The sequence below is a fragment of the Alkaliphilus transvaalensis ATCC 700919 genome, from assembly GCF_000621485.1.
GTDB classification, from domain to species: Bacteria; Bacillota; Clostridia; order Peptostreptococcales; family Natronincolaceae; genus Alkaliphilus; species Alkaliphilus transvaalensis.
Map to the genome: position 1 here is coordinate 266,184 of NZ_JHYF01000001.1, position 16,939 is coordinate 283,122.

3 protein-coding genes are annotated in these 16,939 nt (G+C 33.7%); all 3 read left to right on the forward strand.

Annotated elements, in window-relative coordinates; translation table 11 throughout:
• Positions 1-36: 36 nt before the first annotated feature.
• The 3 genes from T335_RS22795 to T335_RS19585 all read left to right on the forward strand — a co-directional run bounded on the left by T335_RS22795 (position 37) and on the right by T335_RS19585 (position 16,411).
• The gene (locus tag T335_RS22795; protein ID WP_278246887.1) at positions 37-204 is read left to right on the forward strand and encodes a hypothetical protein; all 168 of its coding nucleotides are present in this window, start codon (positions 37-39) and stop codon (positions 202-204) included.
• Positions 176-499: a GNAT family N-acetyltransferase gene (locus T335_RS19580; RefSeq protein ID WP_278246884.1), complete on the forward strand. Its 324-nt coding sequence runs from the start codon at positions 176-178 to the stop codon at positions 497-499. The genes T335_RS22795 and T335_RS19580 overlap by 29 nt, the downstream gene beginning before the upstream one ends.
• 90 nt (positions 500-589) lie before the next feature.
• Positions 590-16,411, forward strand: coding sequence for a non-ribosomal peptide synthase/polyketide synthase (locus T335_RS19585; RefSeq protein ID WP_051569069.1), 15,822 nt, complete (start codon positions 590-592; stop codon positions 16,409-16,411).
• The last annotated feature ends 528 nt before the right edge of the window (positions 16,412-16,939 follow it).

A 16,939-nucleotide genomic window follows, 5' to 3' on the forward strand; every position in this document is an offset into this window, starting at 1 on the left:
TATTAAAGAAAATTATTAAGTGCGAGGAGATAGATTATGAAAATTATTTCAGTAAGAGAAAATCTTGAATATAAGGATATAGCAATTCAATACTTTCAGAAAAAATGGGGAAGGAAAAACACTAAAATTATATACGAAGACTGTATTTCAAACTGCATTTTCAACAAAAAATCCGTTGCCTCATTGGTATTTATTATTAAATGATTCAGAAGAAGTTATAGGGTGTGCAGGATTAATAACTAATGATTTTATAAGTAGAATGGATCTATATCCGTGGGTCTGTGCCCTATTTATTGATGCCAATTATCGAGGAAAAGCTTACGGCTCTTTGCTTTTAGAAAAAGCAAAAGAAGATGCAAAAAAGGGTGGATTTTCTCATTTGTATTTATGCACTGATCACATCGGCCTTTATGAGAAATATCACTTTAAATATATTGGAGAAGGTTATCATCCATGGGGAGTAAGTTCAAGAATATATGAGGCAGTATTGACCGATTAGAGTTATAACTTTCATTTAAATTGAATCCTCTATTTAGAGGAATTTATTGTATCACAGTGACACAGAGAAACATACAAAAGGGGTGGTTAAATGCATATTCTTCCTATAAAAATTGAATTTATTGAAAATTTTACGTGTATAGAGCAGGTGATTAGAGGACTAGGGAAATGGAAATGTGTTGACTTTCAATTAATGTTTTTAGATGACTGGGAGTTTGATTATTCAAAGAGTTGGGAGATGTTGTCTGAAAAACTTCAGTATACACAAGAAAAAAAGTACAGTTTGTTGGAGAAATACCACAATATTAAATTTAACGTCAAGGTATTAGAAGATGCAGATAAGGATGAAGCCTTTGACTATATAAAAGAATCAGTTCTACAAAACAGACCTGTAGGAATAATTATGGACTATTTTTGGACTCCTTGGCATCCTTCCTATTATAAAAAACAAAGTACATTACACTATTTACTAGTAATTGGCGTAGATGAGGCCACTGATGAAATAATATGCATAGATCCCCAATTGGCTATAAATGGGGAACGACTAGATAGATCCCATTTTAGTAAAGGTGCTATAGAATCTAATGACTTTTATCTAGTTGATGAAAATAATCAAATACATTTGAAAGATATTTTAGATGAAATTTATACAAACCTTTTTGAGAATAAAGAAAAGGGAAATATGTTTCAAGAAATTAGAAGATTCGCTGATAGTTTTTTAAATGATTTTGATTACGAAGGACAGTTAGAACTATATAGAGACGATCCTTCAATTTCTCCTTGCTTAAAGGAAGTATTTCAAATAGGAAATTCAAGGGCTAATTATGGAATGGCTCTAAAATACATAAGTGAAAAATACAACTATAATAAATTTAATAGTACCATAGAAGGTTTAAATCTGAGTTACACAAAATGGAGAGCAATTTTTGGCATATTAATGAAAGCCTTCTATACTGGCAAGGTTAAGGAGAGTAAAAATAAAGTATTTAATAGATTGTTAGAAATAGCCAACTTAGAAGAAGAACTATATTTCCAATTAAAAAGAATATTAGAAGATGATCAATATAATGAAAATGAAAATTTACCATTATATTACAATGAAAATAGGAAAATGGATTTAGAAGAAATAGAAGAAGAGGTAGTATACGAAGCTCCAAGAAACGAAGTTGAAGAGAAACTAGTAGAAATTTGGGAAGAGGTACTGAGGGTAGATCGAATTGGAATAAATGATAACTTTTTTGAACTAGGGGGACATTCTCTAAATGCCACGGTACTAGTAGGCAAAATATATAAAGCCCTTAATGTTGAAGTAAGTATAAGGGAAGTATTTACTCTGGGTAATATAAAAGCTCTAGCCCAAGAAGTTGCCACAAAAGAGATTAACCAATATGAAGAAATACCAAAAGTTGAAGAAGAAGAATACTACCCAGTATCATCTGCCCAAAAGAGAATGTATATGGTTCAACAATTTGAACTAGAAAGTACAGCCTACAATGTACCTTGGTCTATGTTAATTGAAGGAAAATTAGAAATAGAAAAAGTAGAGAATGTATTAATAAAACTAATAGAGAGACATGAATCTTTAAGGACAAGCTTTGAAGTAGTGGAGGGGGAAATCCTACAGAAAATACATAAACTTGAAGATATAAATTTCACCCTTGAAATAGAAAAAGCAGAAGATGATAAAGTAGCAGCAACGTTAAACAGAAGATTTATAAGGTTCTTTGATCTAAGCAAAGCACCTTTATTAAGGGCGGGTATCGTTAAGATAAATGATGAAAAACATATATTAACCATAGACATGCACCATATTATAACTGACGGTGTATCAATGGGAATATTTTCAAGGGAGTTTTCGGAGTTTTATCAAGGCATAGAGTTGAAAGAACTAAAAATACAATATAAAGATTTTTCAGCATGGCAAAATAACCAACATAAAAAACAACAATTTCAAAAACAAGAAGAATACTGGTTAAAGGATTTTGCAGGAGAAATACCAATACTGAACTTACCAACGGACTATACAAGACCCAAAATCCAGAGTTTTGAAGGAGATAATCATCAATTTATAATCGGAAAAGAAGAGACAAAAGCCTTACGGAATATTGCAATAAAAACAGGATCCACAATGTTTATGGTGCTGTTATCAAGTATCAACATACTACTTTCAAAATATAGTAACCAAGCGGATTTTGTGGTGGGAACACCAATAGCAGGAAGACAACATAAAGATTTAGAAACATTAGTAGGAATGTTCGTAAACACCCTATCTATAAGGACTAAAGTAGAAGAGCAGAGTAGTTTTAGAGAATACCTAAAAGCAGTGAAAGAAAAAGCAATAATGGCATATGAAAACCAAGACTATCAATTTGAAGAATTAGTTGAAAAATTAAATTTAACAGTAGATTTAGGAAGAAATCCATTGTTTGATGTCATGTTTGCCATGCAAAATTTGGATATAGCTGGAGTACAATTAGAAGGGCTAAGAATAACAGAGTACGGTGAGGAGTTTCCAACAGCAAAATTTGATTTAACAATAACAGCAGTAGAAACAGAAGAAGAGATCATAGCTACCATTAACTACAGTACCAACCTATATAACAAAGCCACAATAGAAAAATTAAAAGACCACTTCATAAATATACTAAAAATCATAATAAAAAATGTAGAAATCAAAATTAAAGACATTGATATAGTGACGGAAGAAGAGAGACGTGAGCTTTTAGAAACCTTTAATGATACTACCTACCAATATCCAAAGAATAAATTAATCCATAATATTTTTGAAGAAGAAGTGAAGAAAAACCCTAATGGGATAGCAGTGGTATTTAATGAAAATAAATTAACCTATAATGAACTGAATCAAAAGGCCAATCAATTGGCAAGAATTTTGGTTGAAAAGGGAGTAAAGACGGATGTAATAGTAGCTATTATGGTGGAACGCTCTCTGGAAATGATTGTAGGCATAATGGCAATATTGAAGGCTGGTGGAGCTTATTTACCAATAGCACCAGAATATCCAATAGATCGGATTAACTTTATGCTGGAGGATAGTGATACTAATATCCTATTATCCCAGGAAAAGTTAATAAAAAATGTAACCTTTGATGGAACAGTTCTTTCCTTGGATCATAACCACCTTTATCAAGGGGACGATAGTAATCTTTCCTCGGTTGGCGGCCCTGAATCCCTTGCTTATGTAATCTATACATCAGGATCTACAGGAAACCCAAAGGGAGTAATGGTTCATCATCAAGGGGCTGTAAACTATTTAACATGGGCTGCTAAGAGTTATATCAAGGGCCAGCGGGTTTCAATGCCTTTATATACAAATATATCCTTCGATCTTACGGTTACCTCCATCTTTACCCCTGTTATAACAGGTAACACAATTGTTATCTATAATAATCAACAACAAGAAACCCTTATAGAGGATATTATTAAAGATAATCAAGTGGAAGTGGTTAAATTGACTCCTGCTCACTTGAGATTAATGGCAAATATTAAACATACAAACTCTAAAATTAAACGCCTAATAGTGGGAGGAGAACAGTTAGAGACTGCTTTGGCAGAAAAGATTTACTATGCTTTTGGGGGAAACATAGAAATATATAATGAATATGGGCCAACTGAAGCAACAGTAGGCTGTATGATTCATCAATATGATCCACAAAAGGATAACGATGTAGCTGTCCCTATTGGCAAACCAGCAGATAATGTAAAGATATATATATTGGATCAACACAAAAAACCTGTGCCTAATATGGTAATAGGCGAAATCTATATATCAGGCGATGGGGTAGCAAAGGGCTATTTAAATAACCCAAAGTTATCAATGGAGAAATTTATTAATAATCCTTATGTTGATGGGGAAAGAATGTATAAAACAGGAGATTTAGCAAGAAGACTTTCTGATAGCAACATTGAATTTGTAGGTAGAATAGATCATCAAGTAAAAATAAGGGGTTATAGAATTGAATTAGGTGAAATTGAAAATGCACTATTACAGCTAGAAGGGATAAAAGCCGTGGCTGTAATAGATTTAGAAGAAGAGGGCAACAAGTATCTAACAGCATACTTAGTTTCAGAAAATAATTATAGCGTAAAAGAATTGAGAGAAAGTCTAAAAAGAAATCTACCAGATTATATGATTCCCTCCTATTTTATAACACTTGAAAAGCTACCCTTAAATCAAAATGGTAAAGTAGACAGAAAAGCTTTACCATTACCAAGTGGTAAAATAGATACTGGTGAAGAATATGAAGCACCAACAAATGAAATAGAAGAGAAGTTAGTTCAACTTTGGAGTTCTGTTTTAAGGGTAGATCAGATAGGGATAAATGACGAATTCTTCAGTTTGGGCGGAGATTCTATAAAGGCAATACAAATAGTTGCAAGGGCAAAATCAGAAGGTTGTTATTTTGAAGTAAAAGATCTTTTTAAAGTAAAAACAATAAAAGAATTAGGAAAATTGGTAAGATTTCAAACTATAGAAATAGATCAAGGAATAGTTGAAGGTGAAGTGCCATTAACAGCAATACAAAGGTGGTTCTTTGAAAGTACAATAGAGAATAAAAATCATTATAACCAATCAACAGTTCTATTTAGTAAAGAAGGTTTTGAAGTAGATCATATAAAAAAGACCTTTTTGTCGCTAATAAAACATCATGATGTATTAAGGATGATCTATAAAATTGAAAAAGGTCAAGTAATTCAAATAAACAAAGGATTAAATGAACAACTCTTTAGTCTAGAAGTCTATAATTTTAAAGAGGAAAAGGATAATGAAGAAAAAATAACTGAAATATGCACTAGAATACAAAGCAGCATCAATATTAATGAAGGCCCCCTTGTGAAATTGGGCTTATTTAAAACAAAAGAAGGAGATCATTTATTAGTAGCAATCCATCACTTAGTCATTGACGGAGTTTCATGGAGAATATTGCTGGAGGATATTACGGATCTATATAGGGCCAGTAAAGAAGAAAAAAGGGTAGAAGAAATTAAACTCCCTAATAAAACTACTTCTTTTAAAGAATGGGCAAATAGACTGGTGAAATATGCTAATTCATATGAAATGGAAATAGAGGCTAATTATTGGAGAAGCATTGAAGAGAAGAAGGTTGAAAAATTGCCAAAGGATAAAGCTGTTTCAACTGTTGTCACCACAGATACAGGTAGTGATATAAAGGCTGAAACAATTAATCTATCGGAAGAAGAGACAGCAAACCTGCTTAGAAAAGTTAATAGGGCATATGGTACGGAAATTAATGATATACTACTGACTGCCTTAACCAAGACTATCGGGGAGTGGACAGGCTATGATAAAGTGCTCATTAATTTAGAGTCCCACGGAAGGGAAGAAATTATAGAAGGTGCCGATATAACTAGAACCGTAGGGTGGTTTACAGCACAATATCCAGTCATTTTAGAAAGAAAACAAAACGATCTAATTTCAGATTTAATTAAAAATGTAAAGGATCAATTAAGACTAATCCCCAATAAAGGAATTGGATATGGAATTCTTAGATATCTTTCGGATGAAAAAATAAAGCAAGGGATAGAATTTAGGCTGGATCCTGAAATCTCCTTTAACTATTTAGGTGAATTTAAAAGTGATGATAATTTTGGAGGGTTTGGAAGTTCGAAAATAGATACAGGGGACTTCATGGATGTAAATGAAAAACCATTGTTTGCTTTGGACTTCATAGGAGTGATAACAAAAAATAGGTTAAATATGGATATTAAATATAGTAAAAGTGAGTATCATGAAGTAACAATAAAAACCCTAGCAGAAAAATATAAAGAGAACCTATTAGAAATAGTTGAGCATTGCCAAAGTAAAAAAGAAGTAGAAGTAACAGCAAGTGATATAACAAAAGAAAAAATAACTTTAGTAGAGCTAGAACCCTATAAAGCACAACTTCATAATATAGAAAAAATATTTCCCCTAACACCAATGGAAAGTGGAATGTTGTTCCACTCTATTGCTGATAAAGGGTCGGAAGCATACCATGAAACAATAATATTAGAGGTTAAAGGAAATATCAGAGAAGAAATATTCGAAGCATGTTTTAATAAGATTATAGAAAGATATGATATATTACGAACAATCTTTGATTATGAAAGTTTCCATAGTAGTATGCAAATTGTGTTTAAAAAGAGACCGACTAAGATAGATTTTGAAGATATTAGTAAGGACCTTGTAGACAGAGAAGCTTACTTAGATAAATTGGTAAAAGAAGATCGTAGAAAACCTTTTAATTTAAGTAAAGACCTTCTAATAAGAATGAAGCTGATCAAGACAGACGAAAGGCAATATTCAATAATTATAAGTAACCATCACATTATCATGGATGGCTGGTGTTTAAATATAATTATTTCAGATTTAATAAAAATATATAATCAGCTCAATAAAGGAGAGGAACTAAACTTAGAAACACCCCCCCAATACTCCACTTATGTAGAGTGGTTAACAAAACAAAACACAAAAGAAGCTAATAGATACTGGAGGGAATATTTAGATGGATTTAGGGAAGCTAGTAAACTGCCCTATGAAGAAAAGACAACAATAAAGGAATATAAAAACAGTAGTCATCTATTAGAACTTTCTAAGAAAGATACAAAGGCAATAGAAGATTTAGCCAAAAGAAACAACGTAACGGTAAACAACGTTATGCAGAGTATATGGGGAATTCAGCTGCAAAAATATAACAATGTAGGTGATTCGGTATTTGGTTATGTGGTGTCAGGTAGAAATGGAGAAGTAGCTGGAATCGAAGAGATGGTGGGCTTATTTATTAATACGCTACCTTTAAGGATTAGAAGTGGGGATAATCCATCCTACAAAGAGATCTTAGAGCAAGTAAATAATAGTTATTTAGAAAATTCTAATTATGAGTATTATTCTTTGGCAGACATTCAAGGTGCAAGTGAAGTCAAAGAGAACTTAATTGACAGTATAATGGTTTTTCAAAATTATCCAATCAACACTACTGAAATAAACAATAAAGAAAACTCCTTTGAAATCATTGGACTTAAAGGGGTGGAACATACAAATTATAATTTCAATATAATTATAATTCACCAAGACGTAATAACCATAAAGTTTGCTTACAATGAAAATAAATATCTAAAAGAGAATGTTGAAAAAATCAGTAGTCATTTTGAAAGCATATTAAAATCAATAACAGAAATTGAAGAAATTAAAATAAAAGATATAGAACTGGTTTCAGCCGAGGAAAAACATCAAATTGTAGAAGTGTTTAATGATACAGCAGCTGATTATCCAAGGGATAAAACAATACAACAATTATTTGAAGAGCAGGTAGAAAAGACCCCAAATAATGTTGCCTTGGTGTTTAGAACTAAAGAATTAACTTACAAGGCACTAAATGAAAAGTCTAATCAACTAGCAAGAGTGTTAGTAGAAAAGGGAGTAAAAGCAGATACTGTGGTGGGAATTATGGTTAAACCTTCCCTAGAGATGTTTATAGGAATAATGGGTATTTTAAAGGCAGGGGGGGCTTATCTACCGATAGACCATGAATATCCAGAAAATCGAATAAGCTTTATGATACAGGATAGCGGCACTAGGTTTCTTTTAACCCAATCTGATTTAGGTGTTAGTTTATCTGGGGTGGAAATCCTTTTGTTGGATGAAGCGGGACACTATAGTGAAGATGGTGAAAACTTTAGGAGTTTAAGTAGGTTAAATGACCTTGCCTATGTTATCTATACTTCTGGTAGTACTGGTAGACCTAAAGGGGTTATGGTTCAACATTCATCCTTAACAAACCAAATTGAATGGCATCAAAAATACTATGAAGTGACAGAAAATGATCGTAGTACAAAATATGCTGGTTTCGGATTCGATGCATCTTTATGGGAGACCTTCCCTTACTTAAACAAGGGGGCAACAATCCATATTATAGGTGAAGACATCAGATATGACATGAATCAATTAAACCAATACTTTGAGGACAATAACATTACCATAAGTTACTTACCCACTCAAATTTGTCAACAATTTATGGAGGTGGAAAATAGATCATTGAGGATTCTTCTAACGGGGGGAGATAAGCTAAAGCAGTATATTAAGCGGGGTTATAGGGTATTTAATAACTACGGACCTACAGAAAATACTGTTGTTACCACCAACTTTTTAGTTGATAGGCAATATGACAATATTCCAATTGGAAAACCTATTGGAAATAACAAAGTCTATATACTGGATCAACATAATAACCTACAACCTATCGGAGTAGTAGGGGAACTATGTATAGGAGGTTATGGACTGGCAAGGGGCTATTTAAATAGACCTGAACAAACAGCAGAAAAATTTGTTGAAAACCCCTTCACCACAGGCGAAAGGATATATCGAACTGGTGATTTAGCAAGATGGCTTCCCGATGGAAACATTGAGTTCTTAGGAAGAATTGACCATCAGGTGAAGATTCGGGGCTATAGAATTGAACTAGGAGAAATTGAAAATAGTCTATTTCAGTTTGAAGAAATAGAGGATGCAGTAGTAATTGATCTTGAAGAGGAAGGAAACAAATATCTAGCTGCGTATATAGTTACAGAGAGGGAATATAGTATAGCAGAATTGAGGGAAGGTCTAAGAAAATATCTGCCAGACTATATGATCCCTTCCTACTTCATAACCTTAGAAAAATTTCCTCTAAACCGTAATGGTAAGATAGATAGAAAAGCCCTGCCAAAACCAAGTGGAGAAATTGAAACGGGAGTAGCTTATGAAGCACCAAGAAACGAAATAGAAGAAAAGTTAGTGAAAATATGGCAAGAGGTATTAAAGATAGATCGAATAGGAATAAATGATAACTTCTTCGACTTAGGGGGACACTCTCTAAAGGCAACAGTATTGATAGGTAAAATCAAAAAAGTCTTAAATGTAGCAGTAACCATTAGAGCGATATTTAGTTTAGGAAATATTAAAGCTCTAGCAGAAGGAATCGCATCAAAAGAAACAAACCAGTTCCAAGAAATTGAAAGGGTTAAAGAAGACGCGTATTATCCAGTATCATCAGCACAAAAACGAATGTATATGTTGCAACAGTTTGACCCAGAAAGCATAGCCTACAACATGCCTTGGTCTATGGTGATAGAAGGTGGGCTAGAAATTGACAGAGTAGAAGTTGCAATAGGTAAGCTTATAAAAAGACATGAATCATTAAGAACAAGCTTTATAGTAAAGGAAGGGATTATTCTACAGAAAATATATAAATCAACAGAAATAGACTTCAACCTAGAAGTAAAAACAGCCAAAGATGAAGAAGAGGCAGTAAAGATCATTGATAAATTTATAAGGTTCTTTAACTTAAACGAAGCTCCACTAATAAGGGGAATCGTTATTAAGCTAGAAGAAGAGAAACATATCCTAACCCTTGATATGCACCATATTATTTCTGATGGGGTATCAATGGGAATCATCTCGGAGGAATTGTCGGAATTTTATCAAGGGGTAGAAAAGGAAGAATTGAAAATACAATATAAGGACTTCGCAGCATGGCAAAATAGGCTGTTTAAGAGTCCTCAATTTAAAAAGCAGGAAGAATATTGGTTAAAGGAATATGAAGGAGAAATACCAGTATTAAATCTACCAACCGACTATCCAAGACCCCAAACTCAGAGTTTTGAAGGGGAACTGATGAACTTCAATATTGGGAAGGAAGAAAAAGAGGTTTTAAGAAGTATTTCTAAGAAAACAGGCTGTACAATGTTTATGTTGTTGTTATCTGCCTTTAACATACTACTATCCAAATATAGTAATCAAGAGGATGTTATAGTTGGAACACCAATAGCAGGACGACAACATAAAGACTTAGAAAATGTAGTTGGTATGTTTGTAAACACCTTAGCAATTAGAAGTAGGGTAGATAGATACCAAAGCTACAAGGACTACCTACAAGAAGTAAAGGAAAAAGCCCTAAAGGCCTATGAAAACCAAGATTATCAATTTGATGAATTGGTGGATAACCTAAATATTATTAGAGATTTAAGTAGAAACCCACTCTTTGATGTGATCTTTTTAATGCAGAACCTAGATCAAACAGGAATTGAGTTAGATGGGTTAGTGGTTAGAGAGCACAACGCAGGTACAACTACTTCAAAATTTGATTTATCTATGTTAGCAGTAGAAGCAGAAAAAGAGCTAGTAGTTAATGTTAACTACTGCAGTAAACTCTACAACAAAGAAACGATAGAAAGGTTAAGCCAACACTATATCAACGTATTAAAGGTCATCATAGAAAATGAGGAAGTAAAAATAAAAGATATAGAACTGGTTTCAGTCGAGGAAAAACGGCAAATTGTAGAAGTGTTTAATGACACAACCACCGATTATCCAAGGGATAAAACAATACAGCAACTCTTTGAAGAACAGGTAGAAAAGACACCAGATCAAATAGCTGTAGTATATGAAGACAAAAGGCTAACCTATCATGAACTAAATGAAAGATCTAATCAATTGGCAAGGTTGTTAAGAAGTAAAGGTGTTAAGTCCGATACTATTGTATCTATTATGGTAGATCGCTCTCTAGAGATGATGGTGGGTATTATGGGAATATTAAAGGCTGGTGGTGCTTACCTACCAATTGACCCACAATATCCAATTGCACGAATTACATTTATGTTGGAGGATAGTAACACTGAATTACTCCTTACCCAGTCTTCAATAATGGATCATGTCTCCTTTAAGGGAGAAATCATCAACCTAGAGGATGGAGAAATATTGAAGGAAGATACTTCGAACCTAGAGCATATTACAACTGCTGTAGATTTAGCCTATGTCATTTATACATCCGGTAGTACGGGTAAACCAAAAGGGAATTTAATCATGCACTATAATGTAATTAGATTATTAAAAAATACTAATTACATCCAAATAACACAAGAGGATACTTTGTTGCAACTATCCAATTATGCCTTTGATGGTTCGGCATTTGATATCTTTAATGCCCTATTAAATGGTGGAAAACTCGTATTAGTTAGTAAAGATACTGTAACCGAGATTAGTTCTTTGGCTAAGATAATAAGAGATGAGAAGGTATCTGTATTCTTTGTCACAACTGCTTTGTTTAATGTACTGGTTGATGTAGAAATCGATTGTTTCCAAGGGATTAGAAAGGTCCTGTTTGGTGGCGAAAGAGTATCAGTAGAACATGCAAGAAAAGCCCTTCAATTTATGGGGCCAGGCAGAATACTTCATGTATATGGGCCTACAGAAAGTACCGTCTATGCCACCTACTATGAAATAGACTATATTGATGATAGGGCTGCCACCATTCCAATAGGAGGTCCAATATCTAACACCGTAATTTATATTACTGATCAGGATATGAACCTTCAACCTGTGGGGGTTCAAGGAGAAATCTGTATCGGTGGAGATGGATTAGCTAGAGGATACCTTAATAGACCAGAGCTGTCGGCTGAAAAATTTATTAATAATCCCTTTGGAGAAGGAAAAGTATATAAAACAGGTGACCTAGCCAGGTGGCTTCCTGATGGAAACATAGAGTTTATAGGCAGAAAAGATCATCAAGTTAAGATTAGAGGATTTAGAATTGAATTAGGTGAAATTGAAACATTACTATTAGACCATAAAGCTATAAATGAAGCAATTGTAATAGCAAGGGAAAATATTGATGGTAGCAAATATCTGTACTCCTATATTACCAGTGACGAGGAAGTTGATACTAAGGAAATAAAAGAATATGTATCAACAAAACTACCCGATTATATGATTCCTACCTTCATTATTCAGTTGGCAAGAATGCCGTTAACCCCTAATGGAAAAATTGATACTAGAGCCTTACCAGTACCAGAGGGAATTATGGCAACAGGAGCAACCTATGAAGCACCAACAAACGAAATAGAAGAAAAGTTGGTGGAAATATGGCAAGAGGTATTAAAACTAGAACGAATAGGAATAAAAGATAACTTCTTCGATTTAGGTGGACACTCTCTAAAGGCAACAGTATTGATGGGTAAAATCAATAAAGCCTTAAATGTAGCAGTAACCATAAGAGAGATATTTAGTTTAGGAAATATTAAAGCGCTAGCAGAAGGAATGGCAATAAAAGAAACAAGCAAGTTTGAAGAAATCAAAAGGGTTAAAGAAGATGAACATTACCCAGTATCATCAGCCCAAAAGCGAATGTATATGCTACAGCAGTTTGACCTAAAAAGTATAGCCTATAATATGCCTTGGTCTATGGTGATAGAAGGTAGGTTAGAAATTGAAAGGTTGGAAATGGCATTACGTAAGCTTATAGAAAGGCATGAATCATTAAGAACTAGCTTTATGGTTAAGGACGGGGTAATCCTACAAAAAATAAATAAAATAGAAGATATAGTTTTCAATCTTGAAGTAGCAACAGCCAAGGAGGAAGATGAGGCAGTAAAAATCATTAATCAATTCACAAGGTTCTTTGACTTAAATGAGGCACCACTCATAAGGGGAATCATTATCAAACTAGAGAAGGAGAAACACATCCTAACCCTTGATATGCACCATATCATTTCTGATGGGGTATCGATGGGAATCATCTCAAAGGAATTCTCTGAATTTTATCGAGGGATAGAAAAAGAAGAACTAAAGATACAATATAAGGACTTCACTGCTTGGCAAAATAGCCTGTTTAACAGTCCTCAATTTAAAAAGCAAGAAGAATATTGGTTAAAGGAATACGAAGGAGAAATACCAGTATTAAATTTACCAACCGATTATCCAAGACCCAAAATTCAAAGCTTTGAAGGGGAAGCAATTAACTTCTCTATTGGGAAGGAAGAATCAGCGGTCTTAAGAAAAATTTCTAGAAAAACGGGCTGTACAATGTTTATGATGCTGCTATCTGCCTTTAATATACTATTATCAAAATATAGTAACCAAGAGGATATTGTAGTTGGAACACCAATAGTAGGGAGGCAACATAAGGATCTAGAAAATGTCGTAGGCATGTTTGTCAACACTTTGGCAATTAAAAGTAGAGTTGATGAAAACCAAAGCTACAAAGAATACCTACAAGAAGTAAAGGAGAAAGCCTTAAAGGCCTATGAAAACCAAGACTATCAATTTGAAGAATTGGTGGAAAAACTAAATATAACTAGAGATGTAAGTAGAAACCCACTGTTTGATGTCACCTTGTCAATGGAAAACCTAGACTTCGCAGGAATCGAAATAGAAGGGTTAGCAATTAAAGGCTATGGTGATGAATATACAGTAGCTAAATTTGACTTATCTATAGCAGCGGTAGAAGTTGGGGAAGAACTACTTATTAATATCAACTACAGCAGTAAACTTTACAATAGAGCCACAATAGAAAGATTAAGCCAACACTATATCAACATACTAAAGGCAATTGTAGAAAATGAGGAAGTAAAAATTAAAGATATAGAATTGGTATCAGCAGAAGAAAAACATCAACTTTTAGAAGTGTTTAATGCCACATCCACCGTTTATCCAAGAGATAAAGCAATACATCAATTGTTTGAAGAACAGGTGAAAAAGACCCCAAACAATATTGCAGTGGTGTTTGAAACTAAAGAATTAACCTACAAAGCATTAAATGAAAAGGCCAATCAACTAGCAAGGGTGTTAGTAGCAAAGGGAGTAAAGGCTGATACCCTAGTAGGAATTATGGTAGAGCCTTCATTAGAAATGATTGTAGGTATGATGGCAATTTTAAAGGCGGGGGGAGCATATCTTCCAATAGATCCAGAATACCCACAGGCTCGGATTATGTACATGCTAAAGGATAGTGGTGCTCATCTTATATTAAGTCAGTCATGGTTTAAGAGTCAATTGGACGTTTCGGAATTTAAAGGAGAATTGATTGCGTTAGACAAGGAATGGTTTGCAGGGGAAAATAATAATCTTGACGTTTCCTGTAATTACAATAGTTTAGCCTATATTATATATACATCAGGTAGCACAGGAAAGCCAAAGGCAGTTGCAATTAACCATCAAAGTGTTGTTAATTTATGTTATTGGTTTAATTGTAAATATGATATTTCAAGCAATAGAAATATTATTCAAACAACGAATTTATCCTTTGATGTAGCTGTTGAACAAATTTTTGGTGGGCTACTCAATGGAGGTACTGTATATATTCCTACTAGAGAAGAAGTGCTGGACAAAGGTAAACTTAATGATTATTTAAGAAGACATAAAATCCAAATTGCACAATTTGTACCAGCAACACTAACAACCCTATTAGAAGGAGAGGGGATTGAAAGTCTAGAGGTTGTTACAGTAGGAGGAGATCAACTAAGCAATGTCTTAAAGGATAAAGTTATTTCCAAAGGATATAACTTATATAATCACTATGGACCTACAGAAGCTACTGTAGATACATTGGTGTCAGAGTGTAGAGTTGGAGTGCCAGTAACCATTGGTAAACCAATCAACAATACAAGGGTATATGTCTTACAGAACAACAAGCTACAACCTATAGGAATACCAGGTGAATTATATATAGCAGGAGATGGATTAGCTAGAGGATACTTGAATACACCTGAACTTACGGAAGAAAGGTTTATCGAGCATCTCTTTATACCAGGAGAAAGAATGTATCGAACTGGTGATTTAGTGAGATGGCTACCAGATGGAAATATAGAATTTTTAGGAAGAGTAGACCAGCAAGTTAAGATAAGAGGGTTTAGAATTGAGCTTGGGGAGATAGAAAATAGTTTATTACGGTTAGATGGAATAAAAGATGCAGTAATTATTGATTTAGTAGAGGCAGATCACAAATATTTAATTGCCTATATAATGACAGAGAGGGAATATAGCCTAACAGAACTAAGGGAAGGTCTAAGAAAGAATCTGCCAGACTATATGATACCATCCTATTTTATAACTCTAGACCAGATACCTCTAAACCATAATGGAAAGGTAGACAGAAAAGCCTTACCGAAACCAAGTGGCGTAATCGAAACAGGAGCAGTTTATGAATCTCCAAGAAATGAGTTGGAGGAAAAATTAGTAAGCTTATGGAAAGAAGTACTGGGTGTAGATAAAGTAGGAATAAATGATAACTTCTTTGAATTAGGAGGACATTCCATTAAATTAATCAAACTTGTTTCTTTAATCAATAAAGAGTTAGGCATAAATGTGGAAATAGTCACAGCACTGCAAAAACCAACTATTAAGGAGTTTACAGAATCTATTTCAACAATGACAGGTGAAAATCAAATAGATCATAGCTTTATAGTATTCAATCCGAATCAAGTACCGAAGATATTTGCCTTTCCACCTCTATTTGGTTCAGCTTTAATATTTAATAGACTAGCTGAAATGACTCCAAACTATTCTATAGTGGCATTTAACTTTATAGAAGGAGAAAGTCAGATAGAAGAATATATTAAATTGATTACCAATATTCAGAAAGACGGGCAATATACCCTAATGGGTTACTCTGCTGGTGGAAATCTAATGGTAGAGGTAGCTAAAGAGATGGAAGTAAGGGGATATGAAGTTAATAAGGTGATTATTTTAGATTCAGTTACTAAGAGCTATTATGACCAAGAAATAAAGGTTAAATATCAGATTGACATTGATTCTGAGGTTGAAGAAATGAAAAAACACTCTAACCTAAAGGTGGCTCTATTAGATGCTGCTTCTATAGGGCGAATGAAGGCCTTCTTAAGTTACCATCATAATGCAAAGGACATTAATGGTAAGTTATCGGCAGATATCTATACCATAATGGCTGAAAAGGATGAAGCCCTTGACCCATCCCTTGACCTGAGAAAAGGTATTTTAGGGTGGCGGGAGTATACTAAAGGTGAATTTACGTTGTATGAAGGTAGTGGTGACCATTCTAGTTTATTGGAGGGGGATCACCTGAAAAAAAATGGACAAATTATTAAAGGGATTTTAGAGAAGTAGAATCTTTAAAGGAAATAAAGGGTGATAAATCAATAAGTAGTTTACTGAGGGAGCTGTCTGGCTCCCTTAGTTAGTTATGGCGTTACTAGCGTGGACTTGCTATATTGGTTAAAAAACTTCTAAGAATAACAAATAACCTTGGTATTATTTGTACTAAATTCTCCCTCAAGTCTTGAAAATTAGCACTTATAAAGAGATTGTTGGTAACAATGCTAAAAACCTTATTAATCGTAAATTTTAAACAAGTGCGCCCTATCAAAAGATAACAATTGATACAACAGAATTAAAAAATTACGTGACTAATCCTGATGGAAATATGATTATCGAGAAGGTTTACTTAGATTCTTTCTAGGATACGTTGATCTATGACGCTGGTAATACTTTATTATAATATTGTTAAGAGAGGTAAAGATAAGAATTTATAGATTTATGTAGTTGATAGACAGGCTGATTACAGGGAGAGCGGTCGGGGAATAATAAATTTATTTTTCTCATACTCTACTTCAGACTTAAAGTCCCTATCATATT